Raw genomic sequence first — 16,736 nt, 5'->3', positions numbered from 1 at the left:
GCCGACCAACCAGCCCGGCGCCGGCCAACTGTCGCCGGACAATCCGCCCCGCGGGCTTGACCCTGACGCTGCGTCAACCCTCCATGCTGCCGTCATGAGCATTCCCCCAACGGAACATCAGGTCGAGCAGCCCGCGATACAGGTGCGAGGCCTGGAGAAGTCGTTCAAGCAGCTCAAGGTGCTGCGCGGCGTGGACGTCGACGTGGCACGGGGCAGCATCTTCGCCCTGCTCGGCTCGAACGGAGCGGGCAAGACCACGATGGTGAAGATCCTGTCCACGCTGCTCAGGGCCGACACCGGGACCGCCCGGGTCAACGGCTTCGACGTCGCGACACAGGCCGCCGACGTACGCGAGTCCATCAGTCTCACCGGGCAGTTCGCGGCGGTCGACCAGATCCTCAGCGGGCGGGAGAACCTTGTCCTGGTCGCCCGGCTGAGGCACCTCAAGAACTCGGGCGCGATCGCGGACGACCTGCTGCGGCGCTTCTCGCTGACCGAGGCGGGCACCCGGAGGGTGGCGACGTACTCCGGTGGCATGCGCCGCCGGCTGGACATCGCGATGAGCCTCATCGGGAACCCACCGGTCATCTTCCTCGACGAGCCGACGACCGGGCTGGACCCGGAGGCGCGCATCGAGGTGTGGCAGGCCGTCCGGGAACTCGCCCAGGGTGGCACGACCGTGCTGCTCACGACCCAGTACCTCGATGAGGCGGAGCAGCTCGCCGACCGGATCGCGATCCTCCACGAGGGCCGGATCATCGTGAACGGCACCCTCGACGAACTCAAGCGGCTGCTCCCACCCGCCGAAATCGAGTACGTCGAGAAGCAGCCGACCCTCGAAGACGTCTTCCTCACCCTCGTCGGCGCCGGAACGGACAAGGAACAGCGATGAACAAGCACTTCCTCGGCGACACCACCGTCCTCCTGGGACGTTCGCTGCGCCACATCGCCCGCAGCCCGGACACCATCATCACGACCGCGATCATGCCGATCGCCTTCCTGCTGCTGTTCGTCTACGTCTTCGGCGGCGCGATCGAGACCGGGACCGACTCGTACGTGAACTACCTGCTGCCCGGCATCCTGCTCATCACGATCGCCTCGGGCATCTCCTACACCGCCTACCGGCTCTTCCTGGACCTGCAGGGCGGCATCTTCGAACGGTTCCAGTCCATGCCGATCGCGCGATCCTCCGTGCTGTGGGCGCACGTCCTGACCTCGCTGGTCGCCAACCTGATCTCGCTCGTGGTCGTCGTCCTCGTCGCCCTCCTCATGGGCTTCCGCTCGGGGGCAGGGGTGCTGGCGTGGCTCGCGGTCGCCGGCATTCTGGTCCTGTTCACCCTGGCGCTGACCTGGATCGCTGTGATCCCCGGGCTCACCGCGAAGTCGGTGGACGGCGCGAGCGCCTTCTCCTACCCGCTCGTCTTCCTGCCGTTCGTCAGCTCGGCCTTCGTGCCCACCGGGTCGATGCCCGGCCCGGTGCGGGCGTTCGCCGAGCACCAGCCGGTGACCTCCATCGTCAACGCGATCCGGGACCTGTTCACCGGGCAGAGTGTCGGCACCGACATCTGGATCGCCCTCGCCTGGTGCGTCGGCATCCTCGTCGTGGCCTTCGTGTTCGCCGACCTCACCTACCGTCGCAGGATCTCCTGAGCCGGCGACGGGCGGGTGGAGGGCAGGATCAGAGCATGCTGACGATCGGTCAACTGGCGGCGTACGCCGGCGTCACGGTGCGGGCGGTGCGGCACTACCACCAGATCGGGCTGCTGCCCGAGCCCGAGCGGGACGCTTCGGGTTACCGGCGGTACGGCGCGACGGCGGTCGTGTCGCTCATCAAGATCCGCACCCTCGCGGACGCCGGCGTTCCGCTGTCGCAGATCAGCCGGATGCTCGACGCCGACGCGGCGGCCTTCGCCGAAGCGGTCCGGCGGATCGACAACCAGCTGTGCAGTGAGATCGAACGGCTGGAGACCAGCCGCAAGCAGATCGCCCAGCTCACTGCCGGGGACAGTCTGGCGCTCCCACCGGAGGTGGTCTCCTACCTCGATCGGCTTCGGGACATCGGAGCGTCGAAGCGGATGGTGGAGGCCGAGCGGGACGGCTGGATCCTGGTCGCGGCCCGCTGGCCCGATCGGGTCCGCGAGTGGATCCCCGCGAAGCTCGCGGAGCTGGAGAACCCGCAACTCGTTCGGCTCTACCGGGTGCTGTCCGAGATCTTCGACAGCGACGCGGACGGCGAACCGCTCCTGGCGGAAGCCGCCGACATCATGGCCGGCCTGGCCGAGCAGGCCGACAGCTCCGGCGACCTGATCGCCGGCGAGGAGGCGCACGACGATCTGCCGTTCGACCTGCTGGACGCACTTGCCGTCGAAACCGACCCGCGGGCGGAGCGACTGCGGGACCTGATGCGCGAACGTGGCTGGACCGGTTGGAACCGCATGGAGCGGCTGGAGCGGCCCGACTGACCTGCGGCTAGCCGGTGACTGCGGCGCGCAGCTCGCCGAAGGCGGCACCGAGCGTCTCCGGCGTGAAGTGCGCGTTCAACCCGCTCGGGTTGGGCAGCACCCAGAGGCGGGCCGCCGCGAGCGGTTCCGGCTGTGGCCCGAAGGACGCCTTCGGCCGGGCGAACCCGATCCGGTACGCGGTGACCCCGACCACCGCCACCCAGCGCGGCCGGTAGCGCGCCACCTTGGTGGTCAGCTCCCGCGCCCCCTCGACCAGCTCCTCGGCGGTCAGCTCGTCGGCGCGGGCGCTGGCCCGGGCGACCATGTTGGTGATGCCCAGTCCGAGGCCGGGCAGCTCGTCCTGCTCGCTGGGGTGCAACTGGCGCGGGGTGAAACCGCCCCGGTGCAGCGCCGGCCAGAACCGGTTGCCCGGCCGGGCGAAGTGCCAGCCGGTGGCCGCCGACCACAGGCCCGGGTTGATCCCGACGAACAGGACGTCCAGCCCGGGCGCGATCAGGTCCGGCAGCAGCAGGTCGGCAGCCGCCGCGAGCTGCTCCTTCGTCGGCCGGGGATACCGGCGGGTGGCCGGCGCCCGGCCCGGCTCGGCCGCACCGGGCCGCGTCGGATCCGGCGCCGAACCCGCGGGTCGCGTGGTGCCCGGCGTGCCCGCCTCGGGTCGGGTGTCCCCGGGGCGGCGCCGTCGCCCGTTCACCGGCTCGCGGGTCACAGGCCGCGCAGCGCGCCGCCGTCGACCGGCACGGTCACCCCGGTGACGTAGCCGGCGGCGGGGGAGAGCAGGAAGGCGGCCACCCGGCCGAACTCGGCGGGGTCGCCGATGCGGCCCAGCGGGATCGACGCCTCCGCCTCGGTGCGGGCCCGCTCCGCGTCGCCGCTCGCGGCGAGGAGCTCCCGGTTGCGGTCGGTCATGATCCGCCCCGGCAGCAGGCTGACCACCCGTACGCCGCGGGGGCCGTGCTCGTCGGCCAGGTCCTTGGCCACCCCGGCCAGGCCGGGGCGCAGGCCGTTGGAGATGCCGAGCCCGGGCAGCGGGCCGCGGACCGAGGTGGACAGCACCAGCCCGATGGCACCCCCGTCGGTGAGCGCGGCGGCCACCGTGCGCGCGGTGCGGACGGTGCCCAGGAAGACCGTCTCGAAGGACTCCCGCCACTGCTCGTCGGTGACCTGGGCGGCGGTGCCCCGGGGCGGGCCACCCACCGAGATCAGCGCCCCGTCGAGCCGGCCGAACTGCTCCCGCGCCGCCGCGACGAGACGCTCCGGTGTGCCCGCGTCGGTGAGGTCGGCGGTCAGCCCGATCGCCCGCTCCGGACCGCCGAGCGCCTCGACGGCGGCGGCGACCCGCTCCGGGGCGCGGGACGAGATCACCACGCGGGCGCCGTCGGCGACGAGCTGTTCGGCGGTGGCGAAGCCGAGGCCGCCCGAGGCGCCGGTCAGCACGTACACCCGGTCGGCGAGTCCGAGATCCATGCCGCCGATCCTGCCGTACCCCGGGGGCGCCTGCCACCCGCTCTCAGCGTCGCGCGGGCCGGAGCAGGCGTACCCGGCCGGCGAGCTGGGCCGCGACGGCGCCGCCGGCCCGGGCGACGGCCGGCAGCCGCCGGGGCCGGGGGGCGCTGCGGCCGTCGTAGCGGCTCACCGCCTCGCGGGCGGCCAGCTCCTCCGCGCCCAGCGGCGGCAGCGTGCCCCGGTCGCGCAGCTCCCGGGCCAGGTCCCAGCCGTCGCGCAGCGAGCCGTTGGTGGGACAGCCGGCCGCCCAGCCGGCGAAGGTGGCCGGCCAGGCGTCGCCGAGGCCGGCGGCGAGCAGCGGCCAGTGCCGGGCCACGTCGCCGGCCCGCTTGCGCAGCAGCGCCCGCCGGGCGGCCTCCACCGGCGCGGCGGCGAAGCCGGGCGGCAGCGGCCCGCCGGCCACGAGCGCCGCGACCAGCTCCGCCTGCCGCCCGGCCAGGTCCCCGCCGGTCACGTGACCACCGGGTACGCCGACGCGGCGGCCAGGGCGTCCAGCTCTCCGCGCAGCTCGGCGGCGGGCGGGTAGTGGCCGTCGCGTTCCAGCAGCAGCGCCGGTGGCCGGCGCCGCCCGCACAGCTCACGGACCAGGTCGAGCACCTCGGCGGGGACCGGGTCGGTGTGCGTGTCGTGGTAGAAGCCGCCCTGCTCGGCGCCACCGGCCACGTGCACGTAGGCGATCCGGTCCAGCGGCAGCCGGTCCAGCAGGGCGGCCGGGTCGCCGCCCCGGTTGCGGGCGTTGGCGTGCACGTTGGCGACGTCGAGGAGCAGCAGCGCCCCGGTGGCGTCGAGGATCTCGGTGAGGAAGTCGGCCTCGTCCAGCTCGTCGTCCGGCCAGTCGAAGAGCGCGGCGATCGGCTCCAGGGCCAGCGGCACCGGCAGCTCGGCCTGCGCCCGGCGCACGTTGGCCACCACGGCGGCCACCGCCTCCCGGCTGCGCGGCAGCGGCAGCAGGTGACCGGCCTCCAGGCCGCCGGCCCGGACGAACGCGAGGTGCTCGCTGACCAGCGGCGCGTCCAACGCCGCGGCAACACCGGCCAGGTGCGCGACCCGGGCCGGGTCGACCGGCTCCGCGCCGCCGAGGGAGAGCTTCACCCCGTGGGGTACGACGGTGACGTCCCGCCCGCGCAGTTCGGCCAGGCCGTCGGGGAGCGGCCCGGCCGGGGCGACCGTCTCCGCGACCACCTCGACGAAGCGCAGCCCGGGCAGGCCGGCCACGAAGCCGGCGATCTCCGGCCGCCACCCGATGCCCACGCCGGATGGTCCGGCCGTCATCCGCCGCACCCGCCACCGCCGCCGCAGCCGCCACCGCCGCCCCCGCAGGAGCTGCCCCCGCCGCACGAGCTGCCGCCTCCGCAGGAACTGCCCGAGCTGCCGCTCGACCCCATGGCCTGCCGCTGGATCTCGGCCTGCTCCGAGAAGCCGGGGTCCATGCTCCAGAGGGTGGCGGTGCCGAACAGCGCGACGCCCATGGCCGCGTCGGACGGGCCGTAGGTGGCGTACGCCGGTGCGGCGGCGGGACGCAGCCAGGTGTGCTGGCGGCGCAGCTCGCGCAGCTCGCGGTCGGCCGCCCGGGTGCGCCACGGCACCCGGTTGAGCAGCAGGAACGCGATGAAGATCGGCACGAGGGTGAGCAGCAGCCAGCCGGCGGGCCGGCCGTTGGAGATGCCGACGAAGGCCCGGACGAAGCCGAGCGCCAGCAAGGCCCCGACGAGCAGCGAGCCGCGGCGCAACGTCGCCCGCCGTTCCTTGTCCAGGGCCAGGCCCCGGCGCACGAGGCCGTCGCGCAGCTCGTCGAGGGCGCGCCGGACCCACTCGTCCTGCCCCAGCTCCCGGGAGCGCAGGCCGCGGCCGGCCGCGTGGTGGAGCGCCTGGTCCAGCGGGGTGACCCCGGCCGGCAGCGCGCCACCCGTGGTGAGCCGCCGGTCGGGGCGTACGCCCACCGCGCCGGCCCGGCGCAGCCCACCGAGCGCGGTCCAGACGGCGAGCTGGTCGCCCCCGTTGAGGTACGCGACCTGCTGCGGCCCGAGCGGCCCACCGCCCTGCACGGGGGTGCCGGCCAACGCGCGCCACCGGTACACCAGCGTGCCGACGACCAGGACGACGGCCGCCACGAGGTACCAGCGGAGGAAGACGGGGCCGGGGATGCCCCAGGTCTCGCCCGCGAGAATGTCGCCCGCGAGGACTGTCATGCTCTGCTCCTGTCGCGAGGGGTCGCGCTCATTGTGGAGCAGGTCCGCCAGCGGTGATCTCCGCGGCCGGTCGAGTTATCGGACCGATATCCGCGGGCCGGTCAGTGCCGGCGGACGGCCTCCTCGACCAGGTCGAGCACCCGGCTGAGGTCACCGGCGGGACGGCCCATCGCCAGGTGCAGCACGAGACCGTCGTACGCCAGCTCCAGGAACTGGGCCAGCACGTCGATCGGCACGTCGTCGCGGAGCACCCCGGCTTCCCGCTGGCGGAGCAGGCGTTCCCGGGTGGCCTCGGCGATCGCCGCCGAGCGTTCCGCCCAGCGCCGGGCGAACGCGGGGTCGGTGCGCAGGCGCCGGGAGACCTCGAGCTGGCTGCCGAGCCAGCCGGTGGTGTCCGGGGAGACGGCCCGGGCCAGCAGGTCCCGCATCACCTGGACCAGGCCGTTGCGGGCGACGGTCTCCACCATGATCGCGGCGTCGTCCTCGGCCACGGCGAGGAAGAGCGAGTCCTTGTCCCGGAAGTGGTGGAAGATCGCGCCCCGGGAGAGCCCGGTGGCCTCCTCCAGCCGGCGGACGGTGGCACCCTCGTAGCCGTGCCGCGCGAAACACGCCCGCGCGGCGCCGAGGATCTCCTGCCGGCGCGCGTCGAGCTGGTCCTGGCTTACTCTGGGCACGTGTCGATCGTTCCAGGTGGAAGCGGTCGATGCAAACCGTACGTACGGCTTGAGATGCGGTTTCGCATGATCGGCTCGGCCGGCCGTGCCGGTTAGGATCCTCGCGTGACCCAGGCCGTGCCCCTCCCCACCCGCCCGCTGACCGTGGCCACCGTGCAGGCCGAGCCCGTCCCCGGTGACGTCGCCGGCAACGCGGCCCTGGCCGCCCGCCTCGTCGGCCGGGCCGCCGGCGCCCGGGTCGTGGTGCTGCCCGAGCTGTTCCTGCCCGCGTACCACCCCCCGACCCTGGGCGCCGACCCGACCGGCACCGACGTGGCCGCCGACCCGGAGGGCCGGGTGGACGACGCGCGGCTGGACCCGCTGCGCGCGGCCGCCCGTGACGGCGGGACGAGCGTGGTGATCGGCGCGGCGGTCCGCCAACCCGACCGGCGGCGCACCATCTCCTCGCTCGTGGTCGACCCGACCGGCACGGTCACCGCCGCGTACGACAAGCAGCAGCTCTGGAGCGGCGAGCGCGAGCTGTTCGACGCCGGCCGGCGAGGCGCCTCGCTGCTGGTCGACGGCTGGCTGTTCGGCCTCGGCATCTGCTACGACGGCTGCTTCCCCGAGCACGGCCGGGCCGCCGCCGTCGACGGCGCGCACGGCTACCTCTGCCCGAGCGGCTACCTGGCCGGTTCCGAGCACCGCCGCGACCTCTACTACGCCGCGCGCGCCCTGGACAACACCATGTACGTGGTCTTCGCCAACGCGGTGGGCGGCGCGGACCCGTGGCGGTTCAACGGCGGCGCCGCCGTCTACGAGCCGGAGGGCCGGCCGCTGGCCCGGGGCGCGGACACCGGCGAGGACGTGCTGGTGGCGACCCTGGACCCGGCCGCCCTCGGCGCCACCCGCGCGGCGCACACCATGCTCACCGACCGCCTGCCCGACCAGGGGCTCGCCCGAACGACGCTCGTCGGCTGACGGACGGCGTGGTGCCCTCGGGCCCTGTCGGTCGCGCGCCCCTGTCCCGTAAGGTTCCCGAGTGCCGTTGCTCCTGCTCGATCTGGACAACACCCTGCTCGACCGCGAGGGGCCGTTCCGCGCCTGGGGTGAGCGGTTCCTGGACAGCATCGGCGCGCCGCCCTCCGACATCGAGTGGTTGCGCTCCGTCGACGCCGACGGCCTGACCGACCGCTGGGACGTCGCGGACGCGATCCGCGACCGGTACGGGGTGCGCATCCCCTCCATCGACCTGGTCGAGGAGCTGCACGACGGGGTGGTGGCGTTCACCCGGCTGGACCCGCTGGTGGCCTGCGCGCTGCGGATCGCCGACGACGCCGGCTGGGTGCCGGTGGTGGTCACCAACGGCACGTCCCGCCAGGAGGACGCCAAAATCCGCAAGACCGGGCTGGACCGCTACATCGCCGACTGGGTGATCTCCGAGGAGGCCGGGGTCAGCAAGCCCAATCCGCGGATCTTCGCGCTGGCCGCCCAGCGGGCCCGGATGCCGCTGCGCGGCGCCTGGGTGATCGGCGACAGCCCGGAGGCGGACATCGGCGGCGCGACCGCGGTCGGCCTGCCCAGCGTCTGGCTGCACCGGGGGCGTCGCTGGTCGGACACCAGGTTCGCGCCCACCCGCACCGTCGACGGGCTGATCGCCGCGGTGGCCGCGGTCCTGGCCGGCTGAGCGGAAATTCGGTTGACCCGCCCGCGGCCGCCCGTGACCATGGTGCGGCGCGAGGGCGCAGCCGGGCGGGGCCCGGTCGAGGAGAGGAGGTCGGTCATGGCCGTCTTTGCAGGGTCCAACCACCTGCCTCCACCAGCCTCGATCGAAGGACCGATCCACCCGTGCGCGATCACGACTTCCCGGCGCCGCAGCGCCGTGGCCGCGGCAAGAGCCGCTTCGACGACGACGAACCCACCTTCCTGAAGCGGGGCCGGCACACCGAGCCGGTCCTCACCGATCCCGACGCCGAGCCGGACGCGGAGGACACCTGGTCCTCCTGGGACCAGGCCGTGCACGGGCCTGAGCCCCACCCGGAGTGGCTGGTCACCGAGCTGGCCGCGAAGGACACCGAGCTGGGGGTGCTGAAGACCGGCAAGGAGGCGGACGTCCACCTGGTCCGCCGGGCCGTGCCGGACACCGGCCGGGGCTGCCTGCTGGCGGCCAAGCGGTACCGGGATCCCCAGCACCGCCTCTTCCACCGCGACGCCGGCTACCTGGAGGGGCGCCGGGTCCGCCGCTCCCGGGAGATGCGGGCGATGGCCGGCCGGACCTCGTTCGGCCGGCAAGTGATCGCCGGGCAGTGGGCGGCGGCCGAGTTCGCCGCGCTCGCCCGGCTCTGGGAGATCGGCGCCGCCTCCGGGCGGATCGCCGTGCCCTACCCGGTGCAGCTGCTCGGCACCGAGCTGATGCTGGAGTTCGTGGGCGACGCCGAGGCGGGCGAGGCCGCGCCCCGGCTGGCCCAGCTCCGACCCGAGGGGGCCGACCTGCGCGACCTGTGGGAGCAACTGGTCGACGCGCTGGTCGTGCTGGCCCGCGCCGGATACGCCCACGGGGACCTGTCCCCGTACAACCTGCTGGTGCACGCCGGGCGGCTGGTCATGATCGACCTGCCGCAGGTGGTCGACGTGGTGGCCAACCCGCAGGGGGCGGAGTTCCTGGGCCGGGACGTCCGGGTGGTGGGCACCTGGTTCACCGCCCGCGGCCTGCCCGCCTCGGACACCGATCCGGAGGCGCTGACCGACGTGCTGCTGCGGGAGGCGGGCCTCCGCTGAGCGGCCGCGTCCCGGGCGGGCACCGGCCCGCCCGGGACGCACGGCCGGCGGGCACCGGCCCGCCCGGAAGCGCGGCGGCCGGCCCCCGGCCCCGGGTCACTGGAGGTAGCGCTCGACCTCCGTGACGGGGCGCTGGCCCTGGGCGTCCGGGTCGCCGTGCGTCCGGCGCGCCGCCCGGCGGCGGCGGAGCAGGTCCCAGCACTGGTCGAGGGACTCCTCCAGGGCCCGCAGCCGCTCCTTGGCCTCGTCGTCGGTGCCGGCCTCGTGCTCCTGCGCGGCCGCGCGCAGCCGGTGCTCCTCGTCGACGAGTTCGGAGATCCGGCTCAGGATGGTCTTGTCGTCCATGCCCGAAGCTTGGCACAGGGGGCGGGCACGCGCCCGGGTTCTCCCCAGTCGGCCGGGAGGAGTTGATCGCGCCGGTGCGCCCGCCCGGCCGGCGACCGGCTCGGGGCGGTCACGGCCGGCGGGCGGGCGTCGGCGCCGGGCGGACCTGCGCCGGGAGCCGGCTGAAAACTCCACAGTGGATGGCCGGCTGCGCCGGAAGGCTTCCGGCGTGACGCAAATCCCACCGGCTCCATTGTCGACACCGGGATTGTTGTGCAGTGAGATATTTTCCTGTCCGCCTTTTTATCCGTCGTTCAGGATGGCATGCTCGCGGGCAACGTCACGGGTCATGACGGCGTCGCGACCCTGGGTAGAACAGAGGGAGCCATTCACGTGGACGAGTCGCCGACCGCGCCCCGGCCCACCGGGCGGCCCCACCCCGTCCCCCTGCGGCAGATCCTGCCCGGCCTGCTCCGCGACCCGGCCCGCGCCCTGATCGACGTGGGCAACCGGACCGGGGGCGCGCTCGTCCGGCTGAACCTGGGATCCTTCCGCCCCTACCTGGCCACCCACCCCCGGCACGTCCAGCATGTGCTGCGCGACCGGGCGGACAACTACGAGCGGGCCGGCGACGGGCTGTTCTGGCGCCCGGTCAAGCGGCTGTTCGGCGAGGGCATCCTCGGCGAGGGGCAGATCTGGTCGGCCAGCCGCCGGATGCTCCAGCCGATGTTCACCGCCAAGCGGGTGGAGGCGCTGATCGACGGCATGGCCGACGCCATCCGGGACGCCGTCGACGAGCTGGACGAGCCGTTCCGGGCCGGGCGCCCCGTCGACATCGGCGCCGAGCAGGCCCGGATCGTCAGCCGCGCGATCATGCGGGTGCTCTTCGCCGACAAGATCTCCGTGCCGGACGCGCTGCGGGTGATCGAGGCGCAGGACGTCATCGCCACCGCGGTGATCCCCCGGATCGTGGTGCCGTTCGCCCCGCTCTCCCTGCCGATGCCGGGGGACCGCCCCTTCCGCCGCGCGGTCCGCATCGTCGACGACGTGCTCGTGCCGATCGTCCGGGAGACCCGGGCCGTGGCCGACCAGGGCGACGACATCATCTCCACGCTCTGGCAGGCCCGCACCGACGACGGGCGGCAGCTCGACGAGCGGCAGGTCCGCAACGACACCGTGGCCATGTTCGCGGCCACCACCGAGACCACCATCAACGTGCTCACCTGGGCCTGGCCCCATCTGGAGCAGCGGCCCGACGTGGCCGAGCGGCTCTACGCCGAGATCGACCGGGTGGTGGGCGACGAACCGGTACGCCGCGAGCACCTCGCCGACCTCACCTACACCCGCATGGTCCTGGACGAGCTGCTCCGGCTCTACCCCATCGGCTGGATCATCCCGCGCCGCGCGGTGGCCGACGACGTCATCGACGGCGTGCCCATCGAGGCCGGCGCGACCATGGTGGCCAGCCCGCTGATCACCCAGCGGATGCGCCAGTTCTGGGACCGGCCGGACGAGTTCGACCCGGAACGGTTCCGGCCCGAGCGGGTCCGCGCCCGGCACCGGTACGCCCACTTCCCGTTCGGCGGCGGCCCGCACCAGTGCCTCGGGATGTACCTGTTCTACCTGGAGGCGCAGCTCATCCTCGCCACGATGCTGAGCCGCTACCGCTTCCGGCTGCGCCGGCCCGGCGTACCCGGGTTGCGGCTGGCCGCGGCCCTGCGGCCGCGCGAGCGGGTCGAGCTGACCCTGCTGGCCGCCGGCCGGCGGGCGGAGCCGGCGTGACCGGCGGGGAGGTACCGGATCCGGTCGCCGCGGCGGCCGAGCAGGGGCGGATCTGCGCGCTCGCCGCGAAGGGCCAGCGCGACCTGGCGCGGTGCGCCGCCGGGCACGCCGAGCTGTTCCCCGGCCGGCCGTTCGACGCGGCGCTGTTCAGCAGCATCGCCCTCGCCATGGCGTTCAGCGCGCCGTGGTGCACCGCCGAGGAGCTGGCGCTGACCAACCGGGCCGTGCTGTGGGGCTTCGCGGTCGACTGGCAGGTCGACCACCTGGCGGCCTCCCGGTCGGAGGTCGACCGGATCGTCAAGTCCTGCCTCACCGTGGTCGACGGCGCCGCGCCCGACGACCCGCTGGGCCGGTTCCTCACCGAGCTGCGCGACGACCTGGCCGCCACCCCGGCCTACGCCGAGCTGCGCGAGCCCTGGCGGGACGCGATGGCCCGCACCCTCGACGCGATGGCCCGCGAGTGGGAGTGGAAGCAGGCCGACCACCCCACCCTCGCCGACTACCTGGCGAACGCCGACAACCTCGCCGCCACCGTGGTGAACGTGGCGCACTGGATCCACACGGGGGACGCCGGCACGCACCGGGAGCTGCCCCGGCTGATCGCGGTGAGCGACGAGGTCCAGCGGGCCCTGCGGCTGGTCAACGACCTCGGCACCCACCGGCGGGACCGGGAGTGGGGCGACCTCAACGCGCTGATGCTGGTGGACGACCCGGCGGAGATCGAGCGGCGCCTCGCGGAGCAGGTCGATCACTGCCGGCGGCTGCTGGCCGACCTGACGCCCGCCTGCCCCCGGCAGGCCGACTTCCTGGCTCGGCAGCTCGGCTTCACCAGCGGCTTCTACCGGCTCACCGACTTCTGGGGCGCGCAGTGAGCCTCACCGCGGGTCGCGCTCCGGTCACCCACCCCGGCGACGCCCGTGCCGGGCAGGCCCGGGAGATCGTCGAGGCCATGGTGGACAACCCGGCCGGGGAGACCTCCGCGTCGGTCTACGAGACCGGCCGGCTGGTCGCCCTGGCGCCCTGGCTGCCCGGCCACGACGTCCGCGTCTCCTGGCTGCTCGACCGGCAGCGTGCCGACGGCGGGTGGGGCGGCCCCGGCGGGTACGCCCTGGTGCCCACCCTGAGCGCCACGGAGGCCCTGCTGACCGTGCTGCGCCGGGGCGAACACGGTCCCGCCGCGTCGCTGGCCGGCGCGGCGCACCGGGGCCTGGCCTTCCTGGCCGGCGCCCTCGACGCCGGCACCCCGCCCGACCTGCCCGCCACCGACCTGATCGTGCCGGCGCTGCGCGAGGCCGTCGAGGCACACCTCGACCAACCCCCGGCCGGGCTGGCCGACTGGGCCGGGGCCCGCCTGCCGCTGCCGGCCGGTCTCGACCCGGACCGGCTGACCCGGGTACGCGGAATGCTGGCCAGCGGGCGGCCCGTCCCCGAGAAGCTGGCGCACGCCCTGGAGGTGGCCGGCGACCTGGCCCGCCGGGCCGCCGGGGTGCGGCCCGCCGAGGCGGGTGCGGTCGGCGCCTCGCCCGCCGCGACGGCCGCCTGGCTCGGCCGCCCCGATCCGGGCCCCGCCCTGGACTACCTCCGGGCGGTCGGCCGGCGCGGTCCGGTGCCCTGCGCGAGCCCGATCACCGTCTTCGAGCGCGCCTGGGTGCTCGGCATCCTGGCCCGGGCCGGCGTGCCGCTGGCCGTCCCCGGGTCGCTCGTGGCCGAACTGCGGTCGGCCGTGGGCGTGTCCGGCGCCGCCACCGGACCCGGGCTGCCCGCCGACGCCGACACCACCTCGGTGACCCTCTACGCACTTGCCCGGCTCGGCCGGCCGCTCGACGTGTCCCGGCTCGACGCGTACGACACCGGACGGCACTTCTGCACCTGGCCGGGGGAGGACGGGGCGTCGGTGACCACCAACGCGCACGTGCTCGACGCCCTCGGTCAGCACCCGGGGCACCCCGGCGTGGGGGCCACCGTGGATCGGGTCGCCGGCTGGCTGGTCGAGCGGCAGGAGCCCGACGGCCGGTGGAGCGACCGGTGGCACGCCTCGGCGTACTACGCGACGTACTCCGTGCTGCTCGCGCTCGCCGACCACGCCGGCGGCGCGTCGGCGCGGGCCGCCGTCGAGCGGGGCGTCGGCTGGCTGCTGGACACCCAGCGGGCGGACGGCTCCTGGGGCCGCTGGGGCGGCACGGCGGAGGAGACCGCGTACGCGGTGCTCGCGCTGGCCGGTGCCGGGCGGACGGCAGACACGCGCGTCGATGCGGCGCTCGGTCGGGGGCGGCGGCGACTGTCCGAGTGGGACGGACGCCCTGATGGGCCGGCCCTGTGGCACGACAAGGATCTCTACCGTCCGACGCTGATCGTGCGCGCCGCGGTGCTGGCCGCGTCGTGGTCCACCAGTGGAACTTCCACCGCCGCGGCACAACCATGATCAGGATCGCTTGAATGGAGTTCACGACGGCTGCTAGCGTGCGCCGGAGTCGATCGGATTTCCGACTGATCGGATACCGGGCCAGGACGGTGTGATGCGTTCCCGCAGTACGAATCTCCGTACGAAGATCATCGCCCTTCTGGCGTCCCTGATCGCACTCTGGGCCTTCGCGGCGTGGGTGACGGTCCGGGACGGCTTCAACCTGCTCGGCGTGCAGGCGCTCAACGCGCGGGTCTTCGAGCCCGCCGACCCGCTGCTGCTCCAGCTCCAGAACGAGCGGCGGCTGTCGCTGCTGTACCTCGGACAGTCCGACCCGGACCAGCTCCAGGAACTCGCCGCCCAGCGGGAACGCACCGACGACAGCGCCGCCGCGCTGTGGCGCTCCGCGCAGGACTGGCGCACCGAGATCCCCGCCAGCGACGAGCTGGAGCAGCGGATCACCGACCTGAAGACGCAGGTCGAGCAGCTCGGCGCGGTCCGTGCCGAGGTGGGCCGCAAGACCATCGACCGCACCGAGACGCTGGCCGCGTACAACGAGGCGGTCGACGCCATCTTCGGTGTCTTCGACGCGCTCGGCGGCCTGGACGACGACGAGATCGCCCGGGACACCGCCGCGCTCATCGACCTGAACCGCACCCGGGAGCTGCTGTCCCAGCAGGACGCGCTGCTCACCGGCGCGGTGGCGGCCAACCGGATGACCGTGACGGAGCAGGCCGCCTTCGCCCGGCTGGTCGGCGCCCAGTGGTTCCTCTCCGACCGGACCGCCCGCGACCTCGCCCCGACCGACCGGGCCCGCTACCAGCAGATGACCGAGGGTGAGGCGTTCCGCCAGCTGCGCGCCCTCCAGGACCGGGTGCTCGCCGCCAAGGGCAGCGACGTGCGCCCGCCGGTCACCGCCACGGCGTGGCAGGCCGCCGTCAGCCGGTCGATGGAGGACCTGCGCGGCGTGATCCTCGCCGGCGGCGACGACATCGTGGCCCGGGCCACCCCGGTCGCCGTGGGCGTCATCCTCCGGCTGGTGCTCGCCGCCGGCCTCGGCCTCATCGCGGTCGTCGCGTCCATCGTCGTCTCCATCACCACGGCCCGCGCGCTGGTCCAGCAGCTCGAACGGCTGCGCGAGGCAGCGTTCCGGCTGGCGAACGAGCGGCTGCCCAGCGTGGTGGAGCGGCTGGGCCACGGCGAGGAGGTCGACGTCGCCCGCGAGGCGCCACCGCTGCAGACCGGTGACGACGAGATCGGGCAGGTCGGCAAGGCGTTCAACGCCGTGCAGGAGACCGCCATCCGCACGGCCGTCGAGCAGGCCGACCTGCGCCGCAACGTCCGCGAGGTCTTCCTCAGCCTGGCCCGGCGCACCCAGGCGCTGGTGCACCGCCAGCTCACCCTGCTCGACGCCATGGAACGCCGGGAGCACGACGCCGAGGAACTGGAGGACCTGTTCCGCGTCGACCACCTGGCCACCCGGATGCGCCGCAACGCGGAGAACCTCATCGTCCTCTCCGGCTCGACGCCGGGCCGGGCGTGGCGGCGCAACGTGCCGATGGTCGACGTGGTGCGCGGCGCGGTCGCCGAGGTCGAGGACTACACCCGGGTGACCGTGCGGCCGCTCGGCCCCGTGTCGCTGACCGGCCGGGCCGTCGGCGACGTCATCCACCTGCTCGCCGAGCTGATCGAGAACGGCCTCTCCTTCTCGCCGCCACACACCACCGTCGAGGTGCGCGGCATGATGGTGTCCAACGGCTTCGCCATCGAGATCGAGGACCGCGGCCTCGGCATGGGCGCGGAGGAGCTGGCCGCCGCGAACCGGCGCATCGTGGACCGGTCCGAGCTGAACCTCGCCAACGCGGCCCGACTCGGCCTCTTCGTGGTCAGCCGGCTCACCGAGCGGCACGGCGTGAAGGTGCAGCTCAAGGAATCCGCGTACGGCGGGACGACCGCCGTGGTGCTGATCCCGCTCGAACTTGTCACGCACGACGGGCCGGACCCGAGCACCTCCGGCGGCTTCCCGGCCGGCGCGGGGCAGCCCGCCCTCGCGGCGCCCGCCACCGCTCTGGCGGAGAGCGCGGCGGCGCAGCCCGCCGGGGACCGGCCGGCCACCACCGTGGCGCTGGCCGAGAGCGCCGATCCGGCGGAGCCGGTCGAGGACGGCACGGAACCACCCGCCCCGGCGCGCGAGGACGACCCGGGGGAGCCGCGGCTCACCCCGTCCGGGCTGCCGGCGCGTACCCGGAAACGGCAGCCCTCGCTCGCCGAGCCAACCATGGCGCTGACCCCCGTGGACGCCCGGCCCGCCGACGCCGGCCCCGCCGGCGCGGCGGCGGACAGCGCGGCGGTGGACGCTGCGGCGGTGGCGGACGGCGCGGCGGCGGCCCGCACCGACGGCGGGCTGCCCGTCCGGGTCCGGCAGGCCAACCTGGCGCCGGAGCTGCGGCACGACCAGTCCGCCGCGGACGACGGCGGCGACGACGACGACACGGTGCGCCCACCGGAGCAGGTGCGCCGGATGATGAGCTCCTACCAGAGCGGCACCCGACGCGGCCGGACCGACGCGGCCCGGCTGCTCGGCGGGGCGCACGAAGCCGGCGCGCCGGACACCGGCGACGGTCAGGCGACCTAGGGACCGCCG

The 16,736-nt window shown here is 74.7% G+C and carries 17 protein-coding genes; 10 read left to right on the top strand and 7 right to left on the bottom strand.

What is annotated here, in order from left to right; all coding sequences use genetic code 11:
* Positions 1 to 94: 94 nt before the first annotated feature.
* The 3 genes from ACQP12_RS23600 to ACQP12_RS23590 are packed head-to-tail and all read left to right on the top strand — an operon-like array spanning position 95 to position 2,462.
* Positions 95 to 892, top strand: a complete 798-nt coding sequence (locus ACQP12_RS23600; protein WP_433282103.1) for an ABC transporter ATP-binding protein — start codon at positions 95 to 97, stop codon at positions 890 to 892.
* Positions 889 to 1,650: an ABC transporter permease gene (locus ACQP12_RS23595; RefSeq protein ID WP_357950203.1), complete on the top strand. Its 762-nt coding sequence runs from the start codon at positions 889 to 891 to the stop codon at positions 1,648 to 1,650. Before ACQP12_RS23600 ends, ACQP12_RS23595 begins: the two co-directional genes overlap by 4 nt.
* 35 nt (positions 1,651 to 1,685) lie before the next feature.
* Positions 1,686 to 2,462 (top strand): MerR family transcriptional regulator, encoded by a 777-nt coding sequence (locus ACQP12_RS23590; RefSeq protein ID WP_433282101.1) that lies wholly within the window; start codon positions 1,686 to 1,688, stop codon positions 2,460 to 2,462.
* 7 nt (positions 2,463 to 2,469) lie between these two features.
* On the opposite strand, the gene mug is transcribed toward ACQP12_RS23590, so the two are convergent.
* The 6 genes from mug to ACQP12_RS23560 all read right to left on the bottom strand — a co-directional run bounded on the left by mug (position 2,470) and on the right by ACQP12_RS23560 (position 6,828).
* Entirely contained in the window at positions 2,470 to 3,153 is a 684-nt protein-coding gene (gene mug, locus ACQP12_RS23585) for a G/U mismatch-specific DNA glycosylase (RefSeq protein WP_433282099.1), read from the bottom strand.
* Positions 3,154 to 3,164: 11 nt separating this feature from the next.
* Positions 3,165 to 3,926 carry an SDR family oxidoreductase gene (locus tag ACQP12_RS23580; protein WP_433282097.1) on the bottom strand — a complete coding sequence of 254 codons (762 nt, stop codon included), beginning with the start codon at positions 3,924 to 3,926 and terminating at the stop codon, positions 3,165 to 3,167.
* Between the two features lie 43 nt (positions 3,927 to 3,969).
* Positions 3,970 to 4,419 (bottom strand): hypothetical protein, encoded by a 450-nt coding sequence (locus tag ACQP12_RS23575; RefSeq protein WP_433282095.1) that lies wholly within the window; start codon positions 4,417 to 4,419, stop codon positions 3,970 to 3,972.
* Positions 4,416 to 5,237 (bottom strand): DUF692 domain-containing protein, encoded by an 822-nt coding sequence (locus ACQP12_RS23570; protein ID WP_433282093.1) that lies wholly within the window; start codon positions 5,235 to 5,237, stop codon positions 4,416 to 4,418. The genes ACQP12_RS23575 and ACQP12_RS23570 overlap by 4 nt, the downstream gene beginning before the upstream one ends.
* Positions 5,234 to 6,154, bottom strand: coding sequence for a TIGR04222 domain-containing membrane protein (locus ACQP12_RS23565; protein WP_433282091.1), 921 nt, complete (start codon positions 6,152 to 6,154; stop codon positions 5,234 to 5,236). The genes ACQP12_RS23570 and ACQP12_RS23565 overlap by 4 nt, the downstream gene beginning before the upstream one ends.
* 101 nt (positions 6,155 to 6,255) lie before the next feature.
* Positions 6,256 to 6,828 (bottom strand): TetR/AcrR family transcriptional regulator, encoded by a 573-nt coding sequence (locus tag ACQP12_RS23560; RefSeq protein WP_357950219.1) that lies wholly within the window; start codon positions 6,826 to 6,828, stop codon positions 6,256 to 6,258.
* Positions 6,829 to 6,933: 105 nt separating this feature from the next.
* On the opposite strand from ACQP12_RS23560, the gene ACQP12_RS23555 reads away from it, so the two are divergent.
* From ACQP12_RS23555 to ACQP12_RS23545, 3 genes are all read left to right on the top strand, one after another.
* Complete coding sequence (locus tag ACQP12_RS23555) at positions 6,934 to 7,788, top strand: carbon-nitrogen hydrolase family protein (protein WP_433282088.1); 855 nt, start codon at positions 6,934 to 6,936, stop codon at positions 7,786 to 7,788.
* A gap of 61 nt (positions 7,789 to 7,849) precedes the next feature.
* Positions 7,850 to 8,494, top strand: a complete 645-nt coding sequence (locus ACQP12_RS23550; RefSeq protein WP_357950225.1) for an HAD family hydrolase — start codon at positions 7,850 to 7,852, stop codon at positions 8,492 to 8,494.
* Positions 8,495 to 8,655: 161 nt separating this feature from the next.
* On the top strand, positions 8,656 to 9,585 hold the full coding sequence (locus ACQP12_RS23545; protein WP_357950227.1) for an RIO1 family regulatory kinase/ATPase domain-containing protein: 930 nt from the start codon (positions 8,656 to 8,658) through the stop codon (positions 9,583 to 9,585).
* Positions 9,586 to 9,681: 96 nt separating this feature from the next.
* On the opposite strand, the gene ACQP12_RS23540 is transcribed toward ACQP12_RS23545, so the two are convergent.
* Positions 9,682 to 9,930 carry a DUF2630 family protein gene (locus ACQP12_RS23540; RefSeq protein ID WP_151463982.1) on the bottom strand — a complete coding sequence of 83 codons (249 nt, stop codon included), beginning with the start codon at positions 9,928 to 9,930 and terminating at the stop codon, positions 9,682 to 9,684.
* Positions 9,931 to 10,302: 372 nt separating this feature from the next.
* Here ACQP12_RS23540 and ACQP12_RS23535 point away from each other — a divergent pair, with 372 nt between their 5' ends.
* The 4 genes from ACQP12_RS23535 (at position 10,303) to ACQP12_RS23520 (ending at position 16,727) form a co-directional block, all read left to right on the top strand.
* The gene (locus ACQP12_RS23535; RefSeq protein ID WP_433282084.1) at positions 10,303 to 11,691 is read left to right on the top strand and encodes a cytochrome P450; all 1,389 of its coding nucleotides are present in this window, start codon (positions 10,303 to 10,305) and stop codon (positions 11,689 to 11,691) included.
* Positions 11,688 to 12,563 carry a terpene synthase family protein gene (locus ACQP12_RS23530; protein WP_433282082.1) on the top strand — a complete coding sequence of 292 codons (876 nt, stop codon included), beginning with the start codon at positions 11,688 to 11,690 and terminating at the stop codon, positions 12,561 to 12,563. Before ACQP12_RS23535 ends, ACQP12_RS23530 begins: the two co-directional genes overlap by 4 nt.
* Complete coding sequence (locus ACQP12_RS23525; RefSeq protein WP_433282080.1) at positions 12,560 to 14,113, top strand: prenyltransferase; 1,554 nt, start codon at positions 12,560 to 12,562, stop codon at positions 14,111 to 14,113. Before ACQP12_RS23530 ends, ACQP12_RS23525 begins: the two co-directional genes overlap by 4 nt.
* Positions 14,114 to 14,207: 94 nt before the next feature.
* The gene (locus ACQP12_RS23520; protein ID WP_433282078.1) at positions 14,208 to 16,727 is read left to right on the top strand and encodes a nitrate- and nitrite sensing domain-containing protein; all 2,520 of its coding nucleotides are present in this window, start codon (positions 14,208 to 14,210) and stop codon (positions 16,725 to 16,727) included.
* Positions 16,728 to 16,736 lie beyond the last annotated feature (9 nt).

This window comes from Micromonospora sp. CA-244673, from assembly GCF_050948395.1.
Classification (GTDB): Bacteria; Actinomycetota; Actinomycetes; order Mycobacteriales; family Micromonosporaceae; genus Micromonospora.
This window is presented reverse-complemented; position numbering and strand designations above follow the sequence as displayed.

Coding starts and splice junctions, on each gene's coding strand:
- ACQP12_RS23590 (WP_433282101.1), top strand. CDS start 1,686: ATGCTGACGATCGGTCAACTGGCGGCGTACGCCGGCGTCACGGTGCGG.
- ACQP12_RS23600 (WP_433282103.1), top strand. CDS start 95: ATGAGCATTCCCCCAACGGAACATCAGGTCGAGCAGCCCGCGATACAG.
- ACQP12_RS23520 (WP_433282078.1), top strand. CDS start 14,208: ATGCGTTCCCGCAGTACGAATCTCCGTACGAAGATCATCGCCCTTCTG.
- ACQP12_RS23595 (WP_357950203.1), top strand. CDS start 889: ATGAACAAGCACTTCCTCGGCGACACCACCGTCCTCCTGGGACGTTCG.
- ACQP12_RS23540 (WP_151463982.1), bottom strand. CDS start 9,930: ATGGACGACAAGACCATCCTGAGCCGGATCTCCGAACTCGTCGACGAG.
- ACQP12_RS23580 (WP_433282097.1), bottom strand. CDS start 3,926: ATGGATCTCGGACTCGCCGACCGGGTGTACGTGCTGACCGGCGCCTCG.
- ACQP12_RS23570 (WP_433282093.1), bottom strand. CDS start 5,237: ATGACGGCCGGACCATCCGGCGTGGGCATCGGGTGGCGGCCGGAGATC.
- ACQP12_RS23565 (WP_433282091.1), bottom strand. CDS start 6,154: ATGACAGTCCTCGCGGGCGACATTCTCGCGGGCGAGACCTGGGGCATC.